This window comes from Breznakibacter xylanolyticus, assembly GCF_003254275.1.
Classification (GTDB): domain Bacteria; phylum Bacteroidota; class Bacteroidia; order Bacteroidales; family Marinilabiliaceae; genus Breznakibacter; species Breznakibacter xylanolyticus.
The window spans coordinates 34,252-59,381 of the sequence record NZ_QKZK01000017.1 but is presented as its reverse complement, the minus strand read 5'-3'; the positions used below and the strand labels follow the sequence as shown (position 1 = coordinate 59,381).

Here is a 25,130-nt window from a genome sequence, read left to right as displayed (position 1 = left end):
CGTTGTTTTATCGCAAAAAAAATCCCCCACTCATAAAGCTCAATGAAGCTTTACGGGTGGGGGATTGTTGTTTGTGGTTTAAACCTTATTTGATTTGCAGACTGTGCAGTTTTTGGTAAACCCCATCTATCGCCATCAGTTCGTGATGGTTGCCGCGTTCCACAATTTCGCCGTCCTGAAACACGCAAATCATGTCGGCATTGCGAATTGTCGATAGTCGATGGGCAATGACAATGGAGGTGCGATTGGCCATGAGTTTCTCAAGAGCTTCCTGCACCAGGCGTTCCGATTCGGTGTCAAGCGCAGAGGTGGCTTCGTCAAGAATCAAAATGGACGGGTTTTTCAAAATGGCACGGGCAATACTCAGACGTTGTCGTTGGCCGCCCGATAGTTTGCTGCCCCGGTCACCGATGATGGTTTGGTATCCTTTTTCGGTGGCCATGATGAAGTCGTGCGCGTTGGCCACACGAGCGGCTTCCATGACCTGCTCGGGGGTGGCGTTTTCTACTCCAAAGGCGATGTTGTTATAAATGGTGTCGTTAAAAAGGATGGCCTCTTGGTTCACATTGCCCATTAGGCCTCGCAAGTCGTGCACTTTAATCTCTTTGATGTTTACTCCATCGATGAAAATGCCTCCGGATGCAACATCATAGAAACGTGGTAACAGGTCGGCAAATGTGGTCTTCCCGCTACCCGATTGCCCCACCAGGGCTACGGTTTTGCCTTTGGGAATGTTGACCGATATGTTTTTAAGTACCGTCCGTTCGCCATAGGCGAATGATACGTTCCTGTATTCGATGCCTTGGTGAAGCTTGTCTGCCGAATGGGCATTTTCGGCATCGGCAATGTTGTTTTTTGCCATCATCACCCAGTCGATGCGTTCCAGTGCTGCGATGCCGCGCTGAACGGTATAAATGGCGTTGGAGAACTCTTTAGCGGGGTTGATGATTTGGTAGAAAATTCCGATGAACGATAAAAACACAGCACCAGAGAGGCCTGCTTCCTGATTTAGAATTAAGGTTCCACCAAACCATACCACCAGGACGATGACGATGGTGCCTAAAAATTCGCTCATGGGGTGTGCCAGATCACGACGTCGTGCCAAGCGGTTGCTGATGCGGCGGTACTCGTCAAGGTGCCCGTCGAAGCGATGATCCATCTTCTTTTCGGCGGTAAAAGCTTTGATAATTCTGAGTCCTGAAAGGGTTTCTTCGAGGATGTTAACAATGTCACCCAGTTTGTCTTGTCCTTCCCGCGATGTTTTCTTGAGGGTTTTGCCCACCCGTCCAATCACAATGCCTGCAATGGGCAGCATCACCAGAATAAACAGCGTGAGTTGAAAGCTCATCACCATGAGTGTTGCCATGAACACCACTATCAACACTGGGTTTTTTAATAACATGCTCAGGGATGACATCACCGAGTTCTCGATTTCCTGTACATCGTTCATCACTCGCGACATGATATCGCCCTTGCGTTCGTCACTGTAAAAACCCAATGGGAGACGGATGATTTTTGCATACAGAGAGGCACGAACGTCGCGTACCACACGGTTTCGAACGCCTACCAGCACGTACGATGCACCATAGGCAAAACCGGTTTTTAGCCCGGTGCCCACAATGATAAATACGCCTACGTATAGCAAAGCCCATCCCACACCCAGACTCTGCTTGATTTGAGTAATGTAGTAATAAACGTTGTGTTTTAGATCGCTCAGGTTCATCGCCCACGGAACCATTTCGTTAACGTCTTCCTGTAGGTTGAACAGAATTTCGAGGATGGGAATCATCATGGCCATCGAAAACACGGCAAAAAAGGCCGATAGCAGGTTGAACAGGAAGTTCAATGCCAGCTTGCTTTTGTATTGCCAGGCAAAGCGACGAATGATTAAAATAATATCTTTCATGTGTTTATAAAAGTATTAAGATGTAAGTGTCAAGACGCAAGACGACGAATGCTTTTAATCATGCGCCTGTGTGTCGATGCTTTTTAATGTGGTCTGTTTTATGCGTTTATGAAAAAGATTATGATGTGACTGTCGAAACTCAAGAGAACGAATGTTTTTATATCCTCCTGAGTGTGCGATTTTAGATCCTCTATTTGAATAATGCTTCGCAATCAAAATAAAAAAGAGACACACGCCACGAATTTTTTCAGGTCAATGTGTCTCTTTTGATAAAGATGGTGAAACGATTAAAACGAAAGGACGCCGGTGTATGATTGCGGCGTGATGGCACGCAATTCCTCTTTTACAGCTTCGCTCACGTTGAGTGTGTCGATAAAGCGGGAAATGGACTGGGCGTTGACTTCGGTATTGGTGCGAGTGAGTTCCTTGAGTGCCTCGTAGGGATTAGGGTATCCTTCGCGGCGTAAGATGGTTTGAATTCCTTCGGCCACCACGCTCCAGTTTTTCTCTAAGTCGTTGTGAATGGCATTTTCGTTGAGCAATAATTTGCCCAATCCTTTTTGCAACGATTTGAGCGCGATGACTGTGTGCCCAATGGGAACACCAATATTGCGTAAAACGGTGGAGTCTGTCAAGTCGCGCTGTAAGCGGGAAACGGGAAGTTTTGAGGCAAGATGCTCAAAAATAGCATTGGCCAGACCCAAATTTCCTTCAGCGTTTTCAAAGTCGATAGGGTTGACCTTGTGGGGCATGGCGCTGGAGCCGATTTCGCCTTTTTTGATTTTTTGCTTAAAATATTCCATCATCACATAGGTCCACATGTCGCGCGAGAGGTCAATGAGGATGGTGTTGATGCGCTTCAGGTTGTCGAAGATGGCCGCCAGATTGTCGTAGTTCGAGATTTGTGTGGTGAATTGTTCGCGGTCGAGTTTGAGGGTTTCGTTTACAAACTTATTCCCGAAATCGACCCATGAGAACTGGGGATATGCCACGTGGTGGGCATTGAAGTTTCCGGTGGCTCCGCCAAATTTTGCCGAGCAGGGGATCCCTTTGAGGAGTGTCAGTTGTTTGTTGAGGCGCTCTGCAAACACTTTAATTTCTTTTCCCAATCGAGTGGGGGAGGCTGGTTGGCCATGCGTTTTGGCCAGCATGGCAATGTCCTTCCATTCATTGGCAAAATCGTCGAGTTGGGCAATGACTTCTTCCAGCAAGGGGTAGTACACTTCGTTGACTGCATCGCGTAACGAGCACGGTACAGCCGTGTTGTTGATGTCCTGCGAGGTGAGTCCAAAGTGGATGAATTCTTTGTGAGCATGAAGTCCCAGAGTGTCAAATTTTTCTTTGATGAAATACTCAACGGCTTTGACATCGTGGTTGGTCACCGATTCGATTTCTTTGATGCGCTCGGCATCTTCGAGCTGAAACTCGCGGTATATCTTGCGCAATGCCTCGAACTTGGATGGTTCAAATGTCGCCAGTTGGGGCAGCGGTAATTCACACAAGGCAATAAAATACTCGATTTCTACCAGTACACGGTATCGAATCAGTGCATATTCCGAAAAATAGAGCGCCAGCGCATCGGCATGTTTTCTGTAGCGTCCGTCAACCGGCGATATGGCCGTCAATAATTGTATTTCCATCATATTTTATCTGTCATTTTTTTGCGAAGTGCAAAAATAGCAAATTTTTATCGCTCAGGGCAATTGATATTTTTCGTTTTTGGAGGACTTTCGCAGTGTCGTTGTTGTTTATGTCGCTGGCAATGTGCATTTGTCTTCATTTGTGGGAACATTTGACATCGTCAAAAGAATTCATAATTTTACGTAAAATCCTGTTGCGCATGACTCCGATGTATACATTCAAGTGGTCGCTTCTTGTTGCGGTGGCCTTGTTATTGTTGATGCCTTTTACAATGAGTGCTCAATCGGCTGCTGCTAAGTCGGTGGTGTATGTGTTGCCTGTTCATCGCGATATTGGCAGCACCAGTTGGGTGCACATGCAGCGAGCTTTTAAAGAGGCCGAAGCCTTGAACGCTGAGTGTGTGATTCTGCACATCAATACTTATGGAGGGCAGGTGGTGTTTGCCGACTCTATGCGTACCCGAATTCTCAACAGCCCCATTCCTGTTCATGCCTTTATTGATAACAATGCAGCTTCGGCAGGCGCGTTAATTTCCATTGCCTGTAAAAATATTTACATGCGCCCTGGGGGCAATATTGGTGCCGCCACGGTGGTCGATCAAAGCGGTCAGCAGATGCCCGATAAGTACCAGTCATACATGCGCAGTACCATTCGTGCCACGGCGCAGGCGCATGAACGTGATACGCTCATTCAGGGGCATGATACCACTTTGGTTTGGAAGCGAGATCCACACATTGCAGAGGCAATGGTCGATGCCAGTATTGCTATTCCTAATGTGGTTGATTCCGGAAAAGTGCTCACCTTCACGGCACTTGAGGCTATTGAGCATGGCTTTTGTGAGGGAGAGGCCAATAGCCTTTCTGAAGTCATTGATCGCTTGGGAATCGTCAATCCTGATGTCGTGACCTTTCGACCCTCGTTTTTTGATGGATTGAAGGGGTTGCTGACCAGTCCCATTTTACAGGGCATTTTGATATTAATTATCATAGGGGGGCTTTATTTTGAGTTGCAAACGCCGGGGATTGGCTTTCCGCTGGCTGCATCGGTGTTGGCAGCAATATTATATTTTTCACCTCTTTACATCGACGGGTTGGCTGAAAATTGGGAGATTCTTTTGTTTGCTATTGGGGTGTTGCTTATTTGGGTTGAGATTTTTGTGATCCCCGGTTTTGGCATTACGGGGGTGGCAGGAATTTTTCTGGTGGTGGCCGGGTTAACGCTGAGTCTGATTAATAACGTTAAGTGGGATTTTAGTGGCGTGAGTTATAATGATGTGCTTCAGGCATTCCTGATTGTGATACTGAGTGTTATCGCTGCATTCTTTGGTGGGATTTGGCTTACCCGAAGGCTAATTACTTCCGGTCCGCTGGCTCGGATGGCGTTGCAAACCACGCAGGATGTTGATGCAGGTTACATTGCTGTGGATGCGGGGCTTAAAAGCCTTGTGGGACAGGTTGGCGTGGCAGAGACTGTTTTAAGACCTTCCGGCAAAGTACTTATCGATCATGAGGTTTATGATGCTATGTCTGTTGCTGAATTTATCGATAAAGGTGCCTCCATAAAGGTGGTGAGTGTGACTTCTGGTCAGGTCGTTGTGAGTGTTATCTAACGATTTTTGAAATCTTGCAGTTGGCAAGACAAGCCCAATGTTTTTGTTATTTTTGCGATTCATTTAAGTATAAACATTCATAGCAATGAACCCAATTAAAAGTTTTATTCCGGCTGCGACCTGGTTGTTGCGCATTTTTGTTTTGGTGCTGGTTTATCAAAAGTATTTTGACACCTTTATTTCCTTTTCCTTTAATGGCATTTATTATTATTTAGTGTTGGCAATGGTGGTCATGGCGATGGTTTTATTTGTTGGTGGTTTTGTAAAAAAACATGCCATGACTATGATTGCCGGTTTTTTTATATTCGGGATATCGACGTTTCTCATGTTTTGGACTGGCGTGGGTGTTGATAAAGTAATGGCTCATTTGCCGTTGTCTGTTTTAGGGTTTTGTTTTTTAGCGAGGGGGAATAGTTGATTTTTTTCTTTGTCAAAAAATAAGTAAGCCGGAAGTTACCCTCAGTAACGCTCCGGCTTTTTTTATGTGTCGGCGATGAGCCCAAAATGGGAATAGAAAGGTCGGCCACACCTTAAAATTTCAATTTCATCAATAGAAATGTACCATTCGCAAAAATAATTGTCACATTCATGGCGTTATCGGGTATAACGAAAAACCAAGCCTTATAAATGCTGTTTTTTGATCAAGAAAAAGGCCATTTAAAGAATTTAAAAACAAATAATCACCGACAATTGACCCAATTTCATGATGCATTCAATACCCTCTCCGCAGTTAAGTTCCAAGCAGGTTTTTGAACAGATGTATCAATACATGGATACTCCGGCTCTGCTTATTGGTTCCAGCGGGCAGGTGGAGTGTTACAACAGTGCTTTTTTGAAGATGTTTCATAATGGGGGGATTGAGATCGGCAAAACACCCTTGGAACTGGTTTTTGATGTGCCGTTACGGGAAGTGCAGAGCATTCGGGAGTCATTTGCGGTAAAGCGTGCTCTAAAAGTGGTGGTGCGTTCGTTTGTGAAATCCTTTGTTAATCAGCAGTATGAGTTGTTTTTATCTCCGGTAGTTCTTCATGGTGAGACTTATTACGTAGGGCTGCTTTTTCCATTGGTTCCGATTGTTGTTCATCCGGATCCTGAATTGTCGCAATTTCAATTGTTGGCCGATAATTCCAATGATTTTTTAGCACTACTCGATCATGAAGGTGCTTTTTTATATACTTCGCCGGCCATTACCCGCATTTTGGGGTACCATCATGACGAATTGGCCGGTGATCGTCCCTATGATTTTATTCATCCGGATGATCAGGAGCGCATGGTGCGTAATTATCAGATGTTGATAAAAAAGGGCAGTGTTTTACCCACCAATTATCGATTTCGACACAAAAACGGCCATTACGTTTGGGTGGAATCTAGTATGCAGATTGCTCCGGCCACAGCACAAAGCCCTTTACGAACGATTATCATTACTCGTGACATAGAGGAGCGTATGAACGCGTGGAAAGCGCAACTGAATGCTGAAGAAGCGTTGTTGGCAAGTGAAATGCGCTACAAAATACTCACCGAGGTGACCAACCAGGGAGTGCTCATTCATCGAAATGGCTATGTGGTTGACATCAATCCTGCGTTGCAGCGAATGATTGGCTTGACCGACGAGGAGTTTAAAGGCAAGGCGGTGCTTGATTTTATTCATCCCGACAGCAAGCCGATGGTGCTTCATAATATGCAGTCGGGCTATAATGGTACCTATGAAGTGTTGGTTTTACGGAAGGATGGTTCGCATTTTGTGTCGGAGTTAACTGTGAAAAATATGGTCATCAACGATGAAAATTTTCGGGTGGCCACGCTGACTGATTTGACAGACCGGATTCGTCACGAGAAACAGGTCAGGGACAGTGAAGAACGGTTTAGAGGTATTTTTGATAACGCCATCGCTGGGATTGCTTTTGCCGATGAGCATGGACGCATTTTGTTGTCAAATAGTGCTTTCAGTCAGTTACTCGATTATGAGGTGGATGAGTTGAATGGTTTTTTGTTGTGTGATCTGGCTATTTGTGAGTCTGAGGTATTATGCCATCAATCGTTACTGTCATGTCTGATTGACAATCAGGTTCCGGGATACGTTGAAAAACGTTTGATGAAAAAGGATGGTAGCATTGTATGGGTTAACCTTTCTTTGTCGATGATTCCTGCCACTGAGCGAACGCCGGTATATTTGGTGGCTGTGGTGCAGGATATCACTGCAAAAAAGAAAAATGAGGTCGCTTTAATTGAAGCGCTTGATTATAATCGAACCATCAACCAAACCAGCCCCGTGGGGATCATTACGACCAATGCACGGGGGAAAATCACCTTTGCCAATTATAAGGCCGAACGGATGTTGGGGCTTTCGCGAAATAGTGCTTCGCCTTATGCTTATCAGTTGCCCAAGTGGCAGTTTCGAACCAAAGATGGCAAACCCATGTCTGCCGCTGCTTTACCATTTATGCAGGTGAGGCAGTTGCGTAAACCCATTCATGGGTGTGAGCACATGATTGTGTTGGACAATGGCCATCAGCTTTGTCTGTCAGTCAATGCAGCGCCAATCATGCGTGACGGCGAATTCTTTGGGATGATAGCCACTTTTGAGGACATCACTGAGAAGATTAAAAAGGATCGGGAATTGATTCGATCCTATGAAAAAATGAGTGAGTTGAATGCGACCAAGGATAAGTTTTTTTCAATTATCGCTCATGATCTTCGGAGTCCTTTGGCAAACCTGTTCAGCCTGACTGAATTGTTGCATAAGAACTATCGCGAGTATGATGAATCTACCACGACAGAATTAATACAGCTTCTTTACGAAAATTCTTCGCGGACTTATCTTTTATTGGAGAATTTATTAACCTGGTCGCGTTCGCAATGTAATAAGCTTACTTTTAATCCGGTAATGCTTTCGTTGTTACACATGGTTGATGACACCATCCAGTTGCTGAGTAGTGGTATTATTCAAAAAAATATCGCCCTCGTTAACTTGTGTGATCGTCAGATTGATGTACTGGCCGATCAGGCTATGTTATCCATTGTTATACGGAATTTATTAACCAATGCAGTTAAGTTTAGCCATCCGGGGAGTGCGGTTGAAATCAAGACGTTTTTCGACAGTCGCTATGGTGATAAGGTTGTGCTGGCCATTGCCGATCAAGGGACGGGAATGACTCCGGAGGTGAAGGATAAACTTTTTAAAATCGGTCAGCAGGCATCACATCCTGGAACCCAGGGAGAACAGGGAACCGGCTTGGGTTTGATGCTTTGTAAAGAGTTTGTTGAAAAGCAAGGTGGAAAAATATGGGTTGAAAGTGCATTGAACGAGGGTAGCACCTTTTATGTCACGTTGCCCCTGCATCCGGTGGTGGGGCCGCAATCTCGCGATAAAGGTGCCATGATTGGAAATCTGAAGGAATGTTAAAATTCGTTGTGTCTTTCTTTATTACAAAACCATCATGCTCCAATCCCGTAACAAGTGTTGTGCTTTGGTGGTGTTTTTTTATTTCAATGACTAATTCCCGTTTTCGAAGATGAATTTTTCTTGGCAAGGTTTATTGGTGGCGGTCGTAGCTATTTTGTTGATTGATATCAGTCGTCTGATGTTGCTTCCTGCAGATAAAGATCATCGCTATCAGTTTGTTGCATGGCTGAAGATGGGGTGGAACTATTTGGTACCGGTGACCTACATCGGATTGTTTAGTTACTATTTTTTTGCCATTCCGGTGGCATCTTCACCAGATATTTACCGTTCTTTTGGGTGGATGACCATCTCTTTTACCCTGTTATATATTCCGCGTTTGTTTTCATTGGTTGGTTTATCCATTGGGGCAATCCGATCAGGGGGGGAGGCTCTGTCGGAGGTCAAAGAGGTTGTTATATCCAACAGTTCTGGCAAAGTACCATACCCACGTATGTCGCGGAAAAAATTTCTTAGCCAAATGGGTATTATTTTTGCTTCTGCCCCTGTGGCATCAATTCTTTTTGGCTCATTTAAAGGGCGATTCAATTTCACCACACGCTATCAGGAACTTTCGTTCAAACATCTGCCAAAGGCTTTTAACGGGCTGCGCATTGTACATATTTCTGATTTACATTTAGGTAGTTTTAAGGGCAACGAAGCAGCACTTCAAAAAGCTGTTGAAATGATTAATCGCGAAAACCCCCACCTGATTGTGTTTACAGGCGATTTGGTGAATAATTTCTATCAGGAGACCTTAGGCTTTGAACCAATTTTAAGACAGTTGCGTGCCACCATTGGGAAATATGCCATTTTAGGGAATCATGATTATGGGCACTATTCTCGTTGGAGAAATGAAGCATCACGACAGCATAATTTCGATGAAATTGTCAAGGCCAATGAACGACTTGGCTTCACCTTGTTGCGGAACCAGCACGTGTTGTTGCATCGTAACGATGAAACCATTGCGTTAGCAGGGGTGGAATACTGGGGCAATCCTTCGCGTCACGGTAACACCGGAGATTTGCAAAAAGCCTCAAGGGGAATTGAATCTATTGATTTTAAAATTCTTTTGAGTCACGACCCCACTCATTGGGAGTCGGAGGTGATTAATTGCACCGATTATGCATTGACTCTTGCCGGTCATACGCATGGCATGCAAATGGGGATTGATTACAAGGGGCTAACCTGGAGCCCCGCTAAGTGGAAATTCCGTCATTGGGACGGCCTTTATCGCCATCATGACCAATACTTGTTTGTCAACCGTGGTCTGGGCGTATTGGGCATGCCCACACGAATTGGCATGTTGCCCGAAATTACTGTTTTAGAGCTTCGAAAAGTTCACTCAATTAATTAGTATCCCTTCCTAAGTTTCAAGACTCAAGAAGGGATACCTATTTTGCTCTTCTGATTTTTGTTTGGGAACTAATTTCATGTGTTGGATGGCAATAATATCCGGACTGCAGGATATTTTGCGTTTATGCTCCTTCTTCGTCAATAAGTATTTCTATCTGATGATCGGCTAGCAGTTTGACCGATTTTGAGCAGATGTTACTGGTGCAAATCAGGCTGATTTGCATGTTTGGTTCTTTTTGGCGAATGATGGTGGACCAATCGACAATTTTTTGGGCATCTTTGCTAATGATGCGCGACTTGATAATTTTTACGAAGGCCACATGTTCAGGGCCGAGCATTTCGAGTGTGATCTGATTGGGAACCCCCAACTTGTCGTTGAGGGTCGGCATTTTAAATGACGGGATATCGTTCATGACATTCGGTTTTTATAATCTTCATAGCCAAAAGTTCTGACTATTTTTAATCCGAGATGGTCGTTCCAGATGGCGATGTGTGGGTGGGGCACGCCGTTAAACATGGTGGTTTTCACCATTGTGTAATGAATCATGTCTTCAAATACAATCTGATCACCTATTTTCAGTTCTTCGTCAAACGACCAAAATCCGATGAAATCACCCGACAGGCAGCTGTTTCCCCCCATTCGGTAAGTTGGTTTTCCCGAAACAGGTTCGTGATGTGCTCCCCGGATGCGAGGCTTGTAAGGCATTTCGAGGCAATCAGGCATGTGTGCCGTAAACGATACATCAAGGATGGCTGTGCGGATGCCATGGTTTTCAACAATGTCTACCACTTGTGATACCAAAATTCCGGTTTCCCATGCAAAGGCACTTCCGGGCTCCATGATGATTTCTAAATCCCATTTTTCTTTGAACTGTTTTAATATCTGCACCAAATGATCGGTGTCATAACCTTTTCGTGTCATCAGATGGCCGCCTCCCATGTTGATCCACTTGACTTGACGTAGGTAAGGGGCAAATTTTTTTTCGATGGCCTCGAGGGTTTTTTCGAGGTTGAATGAGGTGGACTCGCATAAAGAATGAAAATGAATGCCCTCGATTTCTTTGGGAAGGGTTTCCGGCATCTGATCGGCAATCACCCCCATGCGTGATCCGGGAGCACAGGGGTTATATAAATCCGTGTCCACTTCACTGTATTCGGGATTGATGCGAATGCCCAGTGATACAGGTCGTTCAAATGCCTTCACCATAGGCAGGAACCGTTCGAATTGTGTGAACGAATTAAACGTGATATGGCTGCTGTATTTTAGAATAAGTGGAAATTCCTTTTCGGTGTAGGCCGGAGAATAGGTGTGAGCAAGTGTGCCCATCTCTTCGTATGCCAGACGGGCTTCGTGAATTGAACTGGCCGTTGAGTATGGGATGTATTCCCGAACAATTGGAAATGCACTCCACATCGAAAAGGCTTTAAATGCCAGGATAATATCTACTCCGGCTCGTTCTTTTACTGATTTAATGAGTGCTAAATTGTTGCGAAGCAATTGTTCGTCCAGGACGTAGCAGGGGGAAGGAATTTGCGATAGTTCGATGGGCATTGATGCAGTGTTGTGTGTTATCGTTTAAAAATTCAATGTGTTTCCAAACTCATGTCTTTGATGACGATGGCCGGGATTTCTTTAAACCCGTTGTGGACGTGACGGTCAATGTTGATTTTCTCGTGTTTGAGGATTTTTAGAACCAGTTCGGCTGCTGCTTTGCTTTCAATGGCGTACGACTTAAACAGAGCGATTTGTTGTCTGGGGTTCCAAGCGTTTCGTCCTTCTGGAGTATCGGCAACCTGCCCCGTGATGATGGGGGTTTCGGTGATGCCATATTTTTCAAGCATTTGAATAATGCCGTTGCTCATTCTGTTGTGAGCCGACAGGAATACGTCAGGTGCCGACATCCCGGAGCCGAGATACTGGTCAAATTCGAATTGAGCAAAATCCTGGCTCCATTCATCAATAAAGGTGTTGTAAACGACTTCAATATCCCCCGATTGGATGTGAGGTTCAAGTGTTTTCATAAAACCTTGGTACACCCATTGGGCGTTGCGATCGGACTTGTCGCCGTTAATGATGGCAAACCGTCCGGACGAATGATGCAAAAGTGCACTTTGTGCCAGCAATTCCCCTACGTAAATGTTGTCAAAGGCTATGTAGTAGTCCAGGTCGCAATTGGAAATAAAGCGCTCATAGGCCACTGTTTTAATGTCGGCATCTTTGCATAAGCGCACGATTTCGGCTGAAGCATTGGTGTTGACGGGGATGATGAGCATTACGTCTGCTTGTTTCTTGTCGATCATTTGCCGGGCTTGTTCTATTTGTTTGCTCATGTCGAGCTGGGCGTTGGCTGAAATCACTTGCACGTGTTGCTCTTTCAAGATACGCGTTATCTCGTCGCAGTCGGCCTGAAAATTGTTTCCCGCATAAAGGATGCCTACTTTCATTTTGTGTTGTCGGCAGGCACTTAACAACACGAGTGCCAACGTAAAAAGAAGTGGGATGCGGAGGAGAATGTTTCTTTTCATAAGCCATTTTATTAGTCGGTGTCGGGTTGGTTGAAAAAAGGCATAAAGAGAATCTCTTCATGCCTTTATATTAGATGCTAACGCGTTGGTTACAGTTCGAGATCTACGTTGTGTTGTTCTACCCAAGGTAATCCGTGTTTGTTGAGTTCTTCCATAAACGGATCGGGATTAAACTCTTCAACGTTGTGTACGCCGGGGTTTTTCCAGATACCTTTGAGATACATCATGGCGCCAATCATACAAGGTACCCCCGTGGTGTAGCTGACAGCCTGTGTGCCGGTTTCCTTAAAGGCAACTTCGTGGCTACAGTTGTTATAGACGTAATAGCTTTTTTCTTTTCCGTCTTTCAGTCCTTTGATGCGACATCCGATAGATGTCCATCCTTTGTAGTTTTCGCCCAGATCGCCGGGGTTGGGTAACACGGCTTTCAGGAACTGAATGGGGACAATTTCAACGCCATTATAAATGATGGGGTCAATGCCGGCCATTCCGATGTTTTGGATCACTCGAAGGTGTGTGAGATATTCTTGCCCAAAAGTCATCCAAAAACGGGCACGTTTCAGCGTGGGGAAGTTCTTGACCAGTGATTCCAGTTCTTCGTGATAAATCAGATACGATTCTTTCGGGCCGATTTCCGGATAGTTCAGGGGTTTATGAATTTCGTGTGGCTCGGTTTCGATCCATTTCCCGTTTTCCCAGTATTTACCGCGTTGGGTTACTTCTCGGATATTGATCTCGGGATTGAAGTTGGTGGCAAATGCTTTGCCGTGATCGCCAGCGTTGCAATCGACAATGTCAAGATATTGAATCTCATCAAAGTGGTGTTTGGCAGCATAGGCCGTGTAAACGCTGGTGACACCAGGGTCAAAGCCGCAGCCCAAAATGGCGGTAATGCCGGCTTGTTTAAAGCGGTCGGCATAAGCCCATTGCCATTTGTATTCAAATTTAGCTTCGTCTTTGGGTTCGTAATTGGCAGTGTCCAGATAGGCCACTCCGGTCTCCAGACAGGCGTCCATGATGGTCAAATCCTGATAGGGCAAGGCCACGTTGACCACCAGGTCGGGGCGAAAGCTGTTGATCAATGCCACCAGTTCGGGCACATTATCAGCATCCACTTGTGCGGTTTGAATTCTGTTTCCGCCTATTTTAGCTGCAATGGCATCGCACTTGCTTTTGGTGCGGCTGGCCAACATGATGTCGGTGAACACTTCCGGTAATCCGGCCATCTTGTGAACCACAACGGTTCCTACACCGCCGGCTCCAATAACTAAAACTTTACCCATCTTGTTCTTTGTGCTTTTAGCTTGTTGTTCCTAATTACTTTTTACTTGGCAAAGGAATGAAATTTTTGGGAATATTGCCAATACATTGTCGTCGGTTCTGTTGACTGTTGATACCTTTTGCTTGGTTCTATTGAATTCTTCAGAGGCTTATTTAAAAGTCGTAGTAGAGGTTTTTAAGAGATGTACGTATGCCAAACCAAAGGAATTTTGTGTCGAGTTCTTGTGTGTCGGTGCTTTCACGACGAACCCGATAACCTGCTGATACATTGAAATTGTTTCGAGGATTGACCATAAATGACAGCGAGATATCTCCCACTGTCAATCGGGTTTTTATTCCTTGACCGATTTCATGTCCATAATCATACGGTCGATCCTTGTTGGGAAGGAATATGTTGTGTCCATAATTAATGTCCTGTGTGTCGTTGCCGTACATGGCGCTGACGGCCTGTACTCTAAGGTTCCATCGATGATAGCGGTAGTTCATCACCGTGTTGAATTCCCTAAAGTTAGCTCCCATTGGGTGTGCCAGTTCCTGGTTGTAATGCCCATAATTCTGAATGGGCTGATAATAGGAGTATAAGTAGGGGCGGGCTTGGTTGAATTCGGCTTGCCAGCGAAGATTACGAATTCCAAACAGGTCGAACGTTTTCAATCCTATTTGAAAACCTTGTTTGTTAGCCCACCATTTGTTCCCCGAAAACATTTCATCGGCTTTAAATTCGTCCAAAACAAGTTGCCCATATAGGGTGAGCCATTTGGCTACAATCCATTTGGTGTTCAAACCCAATGAAACATTGTCGGGCGACCCCACGCTGTATTCTACCGGGCGAAAAAAGATGAAGGGATTGGCATAATGCCAGTCGAATCCTCTTTTTTGTCCCAATGTATCCATGTCGGCCCATGTGACGGCTTCAAAAAGTCCGAGACTCAGTCGTTTTCCCACGTTCCAATCGAGATAATGAATTACGGCATATTTAACCGGGTAACGGGTGTCGCCACTACCTTCTCGTTCCAAATGGGTCATTGAGCTCCACATCATTTGGTATTTCACGTTACCAAAGTTGGTTGTCAGCTTCAAATATGGATAGCTGTAAGCCACATCCGAAAGGAGCATGGATCGATATCCATCGCCAATAAAATTTTTCCCGTGACCCAGTTGAAAGTTGAAGTGTTGACCGGCATCCATCGAGACATATCCGGTGGCTTGTGAAAAGTCGAGCACTTGACTCTTTGGGTCGTAGTTTTGTCGTTTGGCACGTCCTTGACCGGGAATAACATTTCGTAAGCGAATGTAGTCATCAATGTATTTTGGGAAGGAAGCTTGGTTTTCAACAAAATCGGTATAAAATGCAATGTTTTTTCCGATGGTCCCATCAATGTATAAGCCTCGCGTATTCACAAATGTACTTTTCCCTTCTATGGATTCTTTTCCCGGCTCTATGTTGAATAACGGGTTGACGTGAATGGTGTATGCATTGGTTTCCCATTGCAGTGCGTGGCCTTTGAACAGGCGTCGAATAAAACTTTGCTTATCATGCCTTATGCGCATGCCATCATATAGCACGGAGTCGAGGTTGACAACTTGCTTCAGTTCATCTACCCGATAGTTGCGGATGGATGTGTGAAATCTTGCCCCCGGTTGGTAAATGGCCTTTTCGTAGGGCTGGAATTGCTGGTTTTCGTATATCGAAAATCGTTGCCCCTTCGCTTCCGTGGTAAATTGGCTGATCAATGTTATCAATAGGATTGAAAACGCAGTGGTTTGATTTGTTAACCTTCTATTCATGTGTGATTGCTTCGCTTCGTGTAATTTTAGCCGTGGCTAAATTAAGACTTTTTTAAACTCTCATTGTTATGAATTGTTTTACGAAAGTCGCACATTTGTTGTATTATCATAAACCTATTGTAATGAAATCATGTTTGTTTGCTTTTTTAATGATGTTGATCCCTTTTTTGGGGTGTGGACAGGAAAATTATAAATTTAGTCATCCAGTTTCTGAATATCGGGGTGGAAGTATGCATCCAGTCGTTGATCTTTCCGGTTTTGCGCCGGGTTTGGGAAGTCGACCTCGGAATATCATTTTACTCATTGGCGACGGAATGGGGGTGAGTCAACTTTATGCCGGAATCACAGCTAACAGGGGAGCCTTGAATATCACACAAATGCCTTATGTTGGATTTATCATGACCCACAGTGCTAATAAATATGTGACCGATTCTGCGGCCGGGGGAACGGCTTTGGCTACCGGCCAAAAAACTAACAATGGCGCTATAGGGGTGGATGTCAATGGCAACACGATTCCAACAATTCTGGAAATTGCCGACAGCAAAGGTCTTCATACCGGTTTGGTCTCAACATCGGCAATTACTCATGCTACGCCCGCCTCGTTCATTGCCCATGTGCCTTCACGGGGGAGTTACGAGGATATTGCCACTTTTTTTACCGGTATTGGCATTGATGTTTTCATGGGGGGAGGGCGTTTGCATTTTGAATCGCGCGCTGATGGTCGTCATCTTTCGAATGAGCTTACGAGTAAGGGTTTTCGGGTTGTGAATGCGTTGAATGACGCCATTGAGGCTAAAACTACCCCTTTGGCGGCATTGGTGGCCGATGAGCATATTGCCCGCTATCCCGAGCGGGGTGATTATTTGCCCTTGGCAACGGCTAAATCGGCGGAATTGTTGAGCTCAAATGCATCCGGCTTTTTTCTGATGGTCGAAGGCTCTCAAATTGATTGGGGAGGCCATCAAAATGATGCGATTTATGTGGTCGATGAGATGCTCGATTTTGATCGTGCTGTCGGTAAGGCTCTTGAATTTGCATTGAGGGATCAAAACACGCTGGTCGTCGTTACTGCAGACCACGAAACGGGCGCTATGAGTCTGATTAATGGGGATTTTGAAACCGGGGGGGTGAGGGCTGTTTTTGCATCTGAAGATCACTCCGGGGTTATGGTTCCTGTGTTTGCTTTTGGTCCGGGAGCTGAGCGTTTTATGGGATTTTACCATAATACCGACATCTTTTTAAAGATGAAAGAGGTCTGGGGATTTTAAAAGATCTTGTTTGTCAGTTTGTTGCCGGAGTGAGTCATCCTCCGGCATTTCTTTTTACTCCTGTATGACGTTGGGCTGTTGCTTGCGGGTGATGGCTTTGCGTTTCCATCTCCCCGAAAGATAATAGAGTTGAGTGAGTACATAGCCAATGGTCCATCCGATAGGGATTGACCACCAAATGCCGTCCACGCCCATGATGGGCGACAAATAAAGGGCCAGCGGAATGCGCACAATCCAAAGGGAAATGAGGCTGACAAACATCGGGACGATGGTGTCGCCCGCCCCTCTCAATACCCCGTGAGTGATGAACATCGACGAGTAAATGATGTAGAAGCTGGAAATAATGTGCAGGTAGTCTGTGCCATATTTGATGACCATCGGGTCGCGATTGAACGCTGCAATCAGATGCTCACCCCATATAAACACCACCGTCATCACCAGTAAACTGATTCCCCACGACATGTAGAGGCTGGCCCAAAAACCTTTCTTGATGCGATCGATGCGTCCGGCACCCAAATTTTGTCCCACAAACGACGATAAGGCACTCGACAGGTTCAGCGCTGGCATTCCCGCCAGTGAGTCAATACGTCCGGCAATGGTGTATGCTGCCAAAACAGAAGTGTCAAAGTTGGTCACAATCCTTAGCAGTGCCGTCATACCAAAGGCCACAAAGGTTTGTTGAAAACCGGTTGGTAACCCTATTCGCATACTCTGCTTGAATAGAGAGCGATCGAAACACATTTTGCGCGGATGAAATGATATGAATTGATGTCGACGCGTCAGGTAGATGGCTCCCAATATAAACGGGATCACATGCGCGATGACTGTTGCCCAGGCGACGCCTTCTATTCCCCAGTTGAAGACGAGGACAAATAGTAAATCCAGCAAGATGTTCGAAACGGTTGCTATCAGCATAAACCACAGAGGGGTCATGCTGTCGCCCATTCCGCGTAGTACCGATGAAATCCCATTAAATCCAAAAAAGGCCACCATCCCACTCATGTAAATATTGAAGTATTTAATGGCAAGTGGCGATACATGCGATTCAATGTTGAGCATCTCAAATATCTGACGACTAAATAGAATGCTGACCAGTGTGACGATGATGGATGCAAAAAACAGAAAGATAAAGATGGTACTGGTTGCCCTTTTAACCTTTTCGTATTCCCGCGCGCCAAAATATTGCGATACCACTACAGAGGCTCCGCTACCGATGCCGATGGTAAAGGCAATGAGTGTGTAAATGACCGGGAATGATGCCCCTACGGCCGCAATGGCTTCTTTTCCCAAAACACGTCCCACAATGATGCTGTCAACAATGTTGTAGGTTTGTTGCAACATGTTCCCGACAACCAGAGGCAAGGCAAATTTGATAATCAGACGTCCTTCATGTCCTTGCGTTAAATCTTTCATGGCGGGCGATTCAATGGGGCGATCCCTGCGTTGTTGTTTGAATGATGGGATGTGCAAATCAACGGCTTTTTTGTTGAACCCCCAAATTTTCTGGGCTTGAAAACTGGTTGGGGTATATCGTTGCGTTTGTTGCAGCTGATAGGCTTTGGTTGTGGAGGTTTTGTTGTGTTTGAATGTGCGTTAGTGTAATAAAATGAGAGTTTCGTCTGTTGCTGTTTTGTTTTTGTCAAAAAGAGGGGGGCTAACGTGTTCAAAACTTCTTAATTTGCTGTTTAATAGTTGGTATCCTTATTTAATAACTTAGAAATCAAAAACACCCCAATCATGAAAACGAAATGGTGTCGCAGTTTGCTATTTATGTCCCTGTTGGCAGTCGTAGCAGGATGCGAAAAGAACGAAAAAGAAGAATCTGAAGACTTGCAAACGATTGGTAATCTGATTGTGACGAGTAATAGTGCTGAACTCAATCGCCGTGTTACGATGCAAGATGAGTTGATGTGGGTTGAGCCCATTGAAGCGTCTACGCTTAAGAGTGCTTCTGAAATTGCACAAGTTGACTTGCGCAAAAACTACGCTTTCAAGCTGGTGGCCGAAGTAGCTCCCCCTCAGTTTGAGGGACATACACTTCAAGCAACACATGTGAAAATTGTTGACAAATATGCCTACGTCACTTATAATACAAAAGGTGATAAGTATTTGGGCGGTCTCGAGGTGTTTGATGTGTCTGATGTGACCAATCCTCAAATTGTTTGGCATGCCGTTTTTCCCAATGCCGATGTGAGTGCTGTGGATTATTACAATAAAAAAATCTACATTGTAGGGGCTACTAATCCTGATGAAAAGGGCTATGAGTTCGAGTCCCCGGCATTCTTAGAGGTACTTTCCCTGGATGATCAATATGCCATTACCGGTGTCGATAAAATGGTGGATGTTTCATCTTATGTGGGTACCGGTGTGGGTGTATGCTCCAGTGGCGTTTTTGTGGCCAGTGGTTCTGATGGCGGGATGAGTTATTTTAACCATGATTTAAATTTAGTCTACGAAAACAAGTTGCCCGATGTGCGTGATATTGCTCTAACATGTAATGATTTGTTTGTACTGACCGGACAGCCTGGGGCGGTGGGGCATTATCAATTGGCCAATAATGTGTTGGTTGGCAGTTATCCTGTGGCAGGTGATTTGCAGTCGGAAGCTAAATCCGGTATTGATGCAACCGACAAATATGTGTTTGCTGCTCTCAATTATGATGGCATGAAGATGTTGAATGCTGATGGAGCTTTAAAACAGCACATTGCAGCTCCTTTGGTTCCTGAAGGTAAAGATCGCAATAATTATGTGACTAATTCTGTTTCTGTAAATGGCGATCTGGTTTTGATGGCCAATGGTGAGGCCGGTATTTATATTGGAGGGATGATTGAGTCGTTAGATGATGAAGTTGTGATGTTGGGGGCCGTGAAGTTTGGCGAAGCTCAATCGGCTAACTATGTCGAATCAAAGGATGACGTGATTTTTGTAGCTACCGGAACGGGTGGTTTAAAGATATTGGCCATTAGTGTTGATCAGGGGGTGCCTGATGATATCATTCCTACTAAACCCTGTGAAACACTTTACTCCAGTATCATCGACATGTTCCCCGAATATGTCGATAATCAAAAGGCGCATGCGGATTTGTTTGACGATCAGGTGACAACGAATCTTTTGATCAATCAAGAAACGGATGTGTATATTACCTTTGTGGATGAAGGCGCAGGCTGGAAAAATACATTTGGCTATTATGCTTATCCTGCCGATAATCCCCCGACTACCGTTGATCAACTTCAGTGCCATTATGTATATCCCAACGTTTCCAAGATTAATGAAGGAGGTGGATTAAATACTGGTGATATGGTGCGGTTGGGAACCGAGAAATTTCCTGCTAATACTGTTATAGGATTCTTTTTGATTGCTCAGGGGTGGCAAAACGGTCGCGTAGCAAATGGACTGTATACACTTTATACAAATAATGAATTCAATACAAATTATTACCAACAACATACCTTGTTTATCGAAAGTTCTTGTAATGATCTGGTAATGACGCTTGAAGATGTGGTGCTGAATTCGGACTTGAGTTATAATGATAAGGATTTTAACGACATCATATTTACCATTAAGGATAACCGGGATGGTAAAGCTAATTCATGTTTTAATGTTGATAATATTCCTCGGAAATAAGTTTCTTCGTAATATGAAATGAGTTGATAAGCACTGATGGTTTGATTTTAACTATCAGTGCTTTATTGTTTTTCAAGGTGACGCGTTTCATAACGGATGTGTACATTGAGGCGTTTGATTTCGCGCCATAAAAAAAAGAGCACCACGATTGCAGAAAGAGTGTCTGCAACCGGCCCTGCTAGCCAAACGCCTTGAATGTTAAAGAAATGCGGAAGAATCATTAGTGCCGGTAGTAATATGATGACTTGTCGCAATAGAGATAACAGTGCAGCAACTCCGGCCTTGCCGGTTGATTGGAAAAAATTACCGGCGATGATTTGAAATCCAATCAATGGCATGGCTGCCAATAGGATACGCATGCCATTTCGACCGGTCTCCAGTAATTCAGAATTGTCGTGGTTAAAGACCTTGATGATGGGATCAGGAAATATTTCTATCATCAGCAAGCCGGTAATGCACAGGAGTGTGGCTGCTTTGATGCCTGTGATAAGCGTCTCTTTGACCCGACGGTAATGTCGGGCACCGTAGTTGAAACCGATAATGGGTTGTGCGGCCATGTTGATGGCGATAACGGTCATGACCAAAAAAACGCTCACGCTATTAATGATGCCCATGGCACCCACGGCAATGTCTCCTCCAAATTTGGTCAGTTGCATATTGTATGCCCCTTGCACGATGCTTGAGGCTAGTTGCATCGAAAAGGGGGCAAATCCGATGCTGATAATGTACCAAACGATATTTGAATCAAGCCGGAAATTGGACAGGCGAAGCCGAATGATTGATCGCGTGCTGCGAAAATGAATCAGTACCCAGCCGCACAGAAGCATCTGTGAGATGACAGTGGCCAATGCAGCTCCTTGTACTCCCATCTTAAATACAAAGATGAATAAGGGATCCAGAAGGATGTTGGCACCTGCGCTAATCATCATCGAAACCATGGCTGTTCGGGCATTGCCTTCGGAGCGGATAAGGTTGTTGAGTGAGAATCCCACCACGTTAAATACTGAGCCGAATAAAACAATATTCAGGTAGTCGTTGGCGTATTTTGAGGTGGCATCACTCACGCCAAATAAGCGCAACATGGGGTCTTTGATGGCAAATCCCAGGCTGGTGATAATTAGGGATACCAATAAAAGCATGACGAAGGCGTTACCGAGCACCTTTTCTGCCCGATGGTAATCTCTTTGTCCCAAATTGATGCTGATGCGTACGCCGGCTCCCATGCCAATGAGCATCCCAAATGCCATTTGAATAATCATGACAGGAAACACCGCACTAAGACCCGATAGGGCTAAGGCGTCAACACCCTGTCCGATGAATATTCGGTCAACGACATTGTAAAGTGAGTTTACAACTACGCCAATGAATGCAGGAAGAAAATTTTTCCATAAGAGTGATGAGATGGGGTGGTTTTCAAGTGATTTAATCAGAAGAGAGTGGCTCTGTGTCATTTGGATATTCTTAAACCTTGCAAAAGTAGGAATTAAGATTTCCGGAATGACCTAATTAACGTTTAATAACGGAGTTAAAAAAAGAGAAAGCTACGACCTGTCGATCGCAGCTTTCTCTTTAACCAAGCCTAACCCTAAACTTATGAGAATATATTTGAAGCAAGTTTTTGAACTTGCAAAAAAAACGAGTGATGAAATGTGAAGGGCATGTATTTAAAAAAAGAGCAGACAAGTCTGCTCTTTTTCCTTTTAACCTAACCTTAACTAAACCTATGAAAAAACTCTCCATTTTTTCATGTAACAAATATACGACAACGGATGGTTTTGTCCATAGTTTTGAGTGTTAAATAATCTTAAATGGTGTGATTGGTACAATTATTTTGGGTTGGTGTTAATCATGTGAAAATGAGCTGTGTGTTGTTTTGTGTTGCTGGTCAGACTAGTACAAAAGGGTTGGTTGTCCAACAACCCTTTTGTACTAGCTGTCATTTTGTTGTTGCGATGCTAAATTGTTTGATGCCCCCCCTTGTGGTTCCCTCGAATTGGGGGTGTTGATTTCTATTAAGTCGGGACTGATTCCCCCTTTATGGCGCTGTCGCTTTGTATTTCATTACCATAAATTTGGTCTGTTACCTGCTGTGTTTCTTTCATTGGTTTGATACCAGAAACGCTTTTGGGTGCATAAAGCCTTTAACCCAATTCAATTTGATGGCTATGGATGTGCTTCAATTTAGACAGAAATTTATAGAAGAAGCTGAAGATCTTTTAGTTCAGCTTGACAATGATCTGATTGCCTTGGAGAAAGATCCGGCAGATGCTTCTAAAATCGATCAGGTTTTCAGAGTGATGCATACACTCAAAGGATCTAGCGGGATGTTTGGCTATGATAAAATTACAGAAGTCACCCACGAACTCGAAAGTCTCTACGATCGGATTCGTGAGGGAACCATGGAACTTTCTCAATCATTATTGGATTTAACCTTTTCTGTTGCGGATCACATACGTAATTTATTGTCTGATTATGATTTTAAGGTCAAGACCAATATCGAAAATCAACAGGTTGTTTTTCAAAATATCCAGTACTTTTTGAAAAACAAAGGTATTGAGCAGGCAACGCATTATGTGAGGCGTAAAATTGAGTCTATTTCTAATATTTCAACCTGGCACATCTTGTTTAATCCGGATGAATCGATAATCAAGCGATGTATTAATCTCTCTATTACGTTTCATGATTTGTTTTTACTAGGGCAGTATAAAATACATCCACCCAATGCTGAGCATTCATCTGTCTATTGGAATATTTTTCTGATTACCGATAAGGGATATGACGATATTGAGGATGCGCTGATTTTTGTAATGGATTACTGTAAAGTGCAAAAAATCGCCGATTTCAACATCTTTAATGAAGAGGATCTTGATAAACGCGATCGGGAGTTATCAGAACGTTTGGTTGGTGACGAAACTTTTATTGCTGAAACTTCATCCATGCCCGCCACAAAGCGTATTCGCACCGAGGGTGGAGATCAAAACAATGTGGTTGGTGCTCGTCGCATCCAAGTGGAGGCCGAAAAACTGGATAATCTGATGTATTTAGTCAGTGAGTTGGTGACTGCCAAATCGGAATTAATCTTGTCACTTGGAATTAATGAGACCTTGAGAATTCAGGAATCTGCCGAAAAAATTGATAAACTATCTAAGTTGTTTAGTGATATCGCTTTGAGTATTCGGTTGGTTTCTTTACAAGAGATGTTGGGGCGTTTTCGCCGATTGATACGCGATTTGTCCAAAAATCTAGGTAAAAAAGTGGAGTTTGAGACTTATGGTGAAGAAACTGAATTGGATAAGAATATCATCGATGTGATTGCCGAGCCAATTTTGCATTTGGTGCGAAATTGTATTGATCATGGTATAGAGTTAACGGATGAACGAAAGCAAAAGGGGAAAGATGAACAAGGAGTTGTGAAGTTTTCTGCTTGCAAATCAGGTAATTATGTTTATATAGATATTTCTGATGATGGTAATGGGATTGATCCTGCTCAGATTCTTAAGAAGGCAAGAGAAAAAGGTTTTGTGGATGAGTCTGTTAATTTGTCAACCAAGGAAATTCTTGATTTGATTTTCTTGCCTGGTTTTTCTACTGCCAGTAATGTGAGTGAAGTTTCTGGTCGGGGGGTCGGGATGGATATTGTAATGCGTCGCATTCGTGAAATACGCGGTGAGATTACCATTGACTCGGAAATCGGAAAAGGAACCTGTTTCCATATAAAATTACAGCAAACCATCTCAATTATAGAAACACTATTGGTTACATCACACGGAACCAAGTATGCCATACCCATGGAAGATGTCGAAATCTGTGGGATGGAATACCATTCTTCAATTTTGGATCGCCAAAGTAATTTGCTTGAATTCAATAAGGAACTGATTCCTTATGTTTCGTTGCGCATGCACTTGTCTGGCGTGGTCGATGCGCCCGAAAAAGAGAAATTGATCATCATTAATAAGCAGGACAAGAGATATGCCATTGTTGCAGATCAAATTGTTGGTGAATTTCAAGCTGTGGTAAAACCGTTGGGGCGTAGTTTTTCGGATCAGCAATATCTGTCAGGTGCCAGCATTTATGGGGATGGTTCTATTGTGCTATTACTGGATACAGATAAATTAAAAGATGAACTATGTGTGCTTAATTGACATTCAGCGCATGTTATTTATAAAATATGGATTAATAACCTGACTAAAACTTAATAAGACAATGGAAAAATCAACTTATCTCACCTTTGTTTTGGGGAAGGAGTATTTTGCCGTGAATGTTGACCAGGTCTTGGAAGTCTTGCAACATCAGCAAATAACCAAAGTTCCCAAAACACCCGAGCATATCTTGGGAATTATCAATTTTAGGGGGGACATTCTGCCTGTAGTGGATACCCGAAAGAAGTTTAACCTTGAGTTGCAAGACGATAATCAACGCAGTATTACCATCGTGTTTGATATTCATAATGAAGAGCAACGTGTTTTGATTGCGGCTACTGCTGATGCTGTTAAGGATGTGATTGAAGTCGAGCCGGATGAGATAAAGCCGGTGCCTGAAATGGGAATTAGTTATAATACCAAGTTTATTTCAGGAGCCATTCGTAGGGATGAGGTATTTATTATGATGCTTAATGTCGAAAAGGTATTTTCTGTGGGGGATTTGGCTTTGGTGCAACAGCTCTCAGAATCTTCTGCTTTAATGGAATAGGTA

The 25,130-nt window shown here is 44.0% G+C and carries 17 protein-coding genes; 8 read left to right on the top strand and 9 right to left on the bottom strand.

The features are described 5' to 3' along the window. Positions 1 to 85: 85 nt before the first annotated feature. Positions 86 to 1,906 carry an ABC transporter ATP-binding protein gene (locus LX69_RS11035; RefSeq protein ID WP_111446110.1) on the bottom strand — a complete coding sequence of 607 codons (1,821 nt, stop codon included), beginning with the start codon at positions 1,904 to 1,906 and terminating at the stop codon, positions 86 to 88. A gap of 287 nt (positions 1,907 to 2,193) precedes the next feature. Beyond that, complete coding sequence (purB, locus tag LX69_RS11030; RefSeq protein WP_111446109.1) at positions 2,194 to 3,549, bottom strand: adenylosuccinate lyase; 1,356 nt, start codon at positions 3,547 to 3,549, stop codon at positions 2,194 to 2,196. Positions 3,550 to 3,746: 197 nt separating this feature from the next. Between purB and LX69_RS11025 the strand changes: the two genes are divergently transcribed. The 4 genes from LX69_RS11025 to LX69_RS11010 all read left to right on the top strand — a co-directional run bounded on the left by LX69_RS11025 (position 3,747) and on the right by LX69_RS11010 (position 9,952). Beyond that, positions 3,747 to 5,156, top strand: a complete 1,410-nt coding sequence (locus tag LX69_RS11025) for an NfeD family protein (protein WP_245935001.1) — start codon at positions 3,747 to 3,749, stop codon at positions 5,154 to 5,156. Positions 5,157 to 5,241: 85 nt separating this feature from the next. Beyond that, positions 5,242 to 5,574, top strand: a complete 333-nt coding sequence (locus LX69_RS11020) for a hypothetical protein (RefSeq protein ID WP_111446108.1) — start codon at positions 5,242 to 5,244, stop codon at positions 5,572 to 5,574. 285 nt (positions 5,575 to 5,859) lie between these two features. After that, positions 5,860 to 8,559 (top strand): PAS domain-containing sensor histidine kinase, encoded by a 2,700-nt coding sequence (locus LX69_RS11015; protein ID WP_111446107.1) that lies wholly within the window; start codon positions 5,860 to 5,862, stop codon positions 8,557 to 8,559. Between the two features lie 109 nt (positions 8,560 to 8,668). Next, positions 8,669 to 9,952, top strand: coding sequence for a metallophosphoesterase (locus LX69_RS11010; RefSeq protein ID WP_111446106.1), 1,284 nt, complete (start codon positions 8,669 to 8,671; stop codon positions 9,950 to 9,952). Positions 9,953 to 10,073: 121 nt separating this feature from the next. Here LX69_RS11010 and LX69_RS11005 read toward each other — a convergent pair whose 3' ends face one another. From LX69_RS11005 to LX69_RS10985, 5 genes are all read right to left on the bottom strand, one after another. After that, on the bottom strand, positions 10,074 to 10,364 hold the full coding sequence (locus LX69_RS11005; protein WP_111446105.1) for a hypothetical protein: 291 nt from the start codon (positions 10,362 to 10,364) through the stop codon (positions 10,074 to 10,076). Then, a complete protein-coding gene (gene nspC, locus LX69_RS11000) occupies positions 10,361 to 11,503 on the bottom strand; it encodes a carboxynorspermidine decarboxylase (RefSeq protein ID WP_111446104.1) in 1,143 nt (380 codons plus the stop codon). The genes LX69_RS11005 and nspC overlap by 4 nt, the downstream gene beginning before the upstream one ends. A gap of 32 nt (positions 11,504 to 11,535) precedes the next feature. Continuing rightward, the gene (locus LX69_RS10995; RefSeq protein WP_111446103.1) at positions 11,536 to 12,477 is read right to left on the bottom strand and encodes a substrate-binding domain-containing protein; all 942 of its coding nucleotides are present in this window, start codon (positions 12,475 to 12,477) and stop codon (positions 11,536 to 11,538) included. An 89-nt stretch (positions 12,478 to 12,566) separates the two neighbouring features. After that, a complete protein-coding gene (locus LX69_RS10990) occupies positions 12,567 to 13,760 on the bottom strand; it encodes a saccharopine dehydrogenase family protein (protein ID WP_111446102.1) in 1,194 nt (397 codons plus the stop codon). A 151-nt stretch (positions 13,761 to 13,911) separates the two neighbouring features. After that, positions 13,912 to 15,501, bottom strand: a complete 1,590-nt coding sequence (locus LX69_RS10985) for a hypothetical protein (protein ID WP_245935000.1) — start codon at positions 15,499 to 15,501, stop codon at positions 13,912 to 13,914. Between the two features lie 275 nt (positions 15,502 to 15,776). On the opposite strand from LX69_RS10985, the gene LX69_RS10980 reads away from it, so the two are divergent. Next, the gene (locus LX69_RS10980) at positions 15,777 to 16,814 is read left to right on the top strand and encodes an alkaline phosphatase (protein WP_245934999.1); all 1,038 of its coding nucleotides are present in this window, start codon (positions 15,777 to 15,779) and stop codon (positions 16,812 to 16,814) included. Between the two features lie 54 nt (positions 16,815 to 16,868). Here LX69_RS10980 and LX69_RS10975 read toward each other — a convergent pair whose 3' ends face one another. After that, entirely contained in the window at positions 16,869 to 18,227 is a 1,359-nt protein-coding gene (locus LX69_RS10975; protein WP_111446129.1) for an MATE family efflux transporter, read from the bottom strand. A 324-nt stretch (positions 18,228 to 18,551) separates the two neighbouring features. On the opposite strand from LX69_RS10975, the gene LX69_RS10970 reads away from it, so the two are divergent. After that, a complete protein-coding gene (locus LX69_RS10970) occupies positions 18,552 to 20,438 on the top strand; it encodes a DUF4114 domain-containing protein (protein ID WP_111446100.1) in 1,887 nt (628 codons plus the stop codon). Positions 20,439 to 20,500: 62 nt separating this feature from the next. On the opposite strand, the gene LX69_RS10965 is transcribed toward LX69_RS10970, so the two are convergent. Continuing rightward, the gene (locus tag LX69_RS10965) at positions 20,501 to 21,889 is read right to left on the bottom strand and encodes an MATE family efflux transporter (protein WP_111446099.1); all 1,389 of its coding nucleotides are present in this window, start codon (positions 21,887 to 21,889) and stop codon (positions 20,501 to 20,503) included. Positions 21,890 to 22,597: 708 nt separating this feature from the next. Between LX69_RS10965 and LX69_RS10960 the strand changes: the two genes are divergently transcribed. Together LX69_RS10960 and LX69_RS10955 are read left to right on the top strand one after the other, a co-directional pair. Continuing rightward, positions 22,598 to 24,580: a chemotaxis protein CheA gene (locus LX69_RS10960; protein WP_111446098.1), complete on the top strand. Its 1,983-nt coding sequence runs from the start codon at positions 22,598 to 22,600 to the stop codon at positions 24,578 to 24,580. A gap of 61 nt (positions 24,581 to 24,641) precedes the next feature. After that, the gene (locus LX69_RS10955; RefSeq protein WP_111446096.1) at positions 24,642 to 25,127 is read left to right on the top strand and encodes a chemotaxis protein CheW; all 486 of its coding nucleotides are present in this window, start codon (positions 24,642 to 24,644) and stop codon (positions 25,125 to 25,127) included. The last annotated feature ends 3 nt before the right edge of the window (positions 25,128 to 25,130 follow it).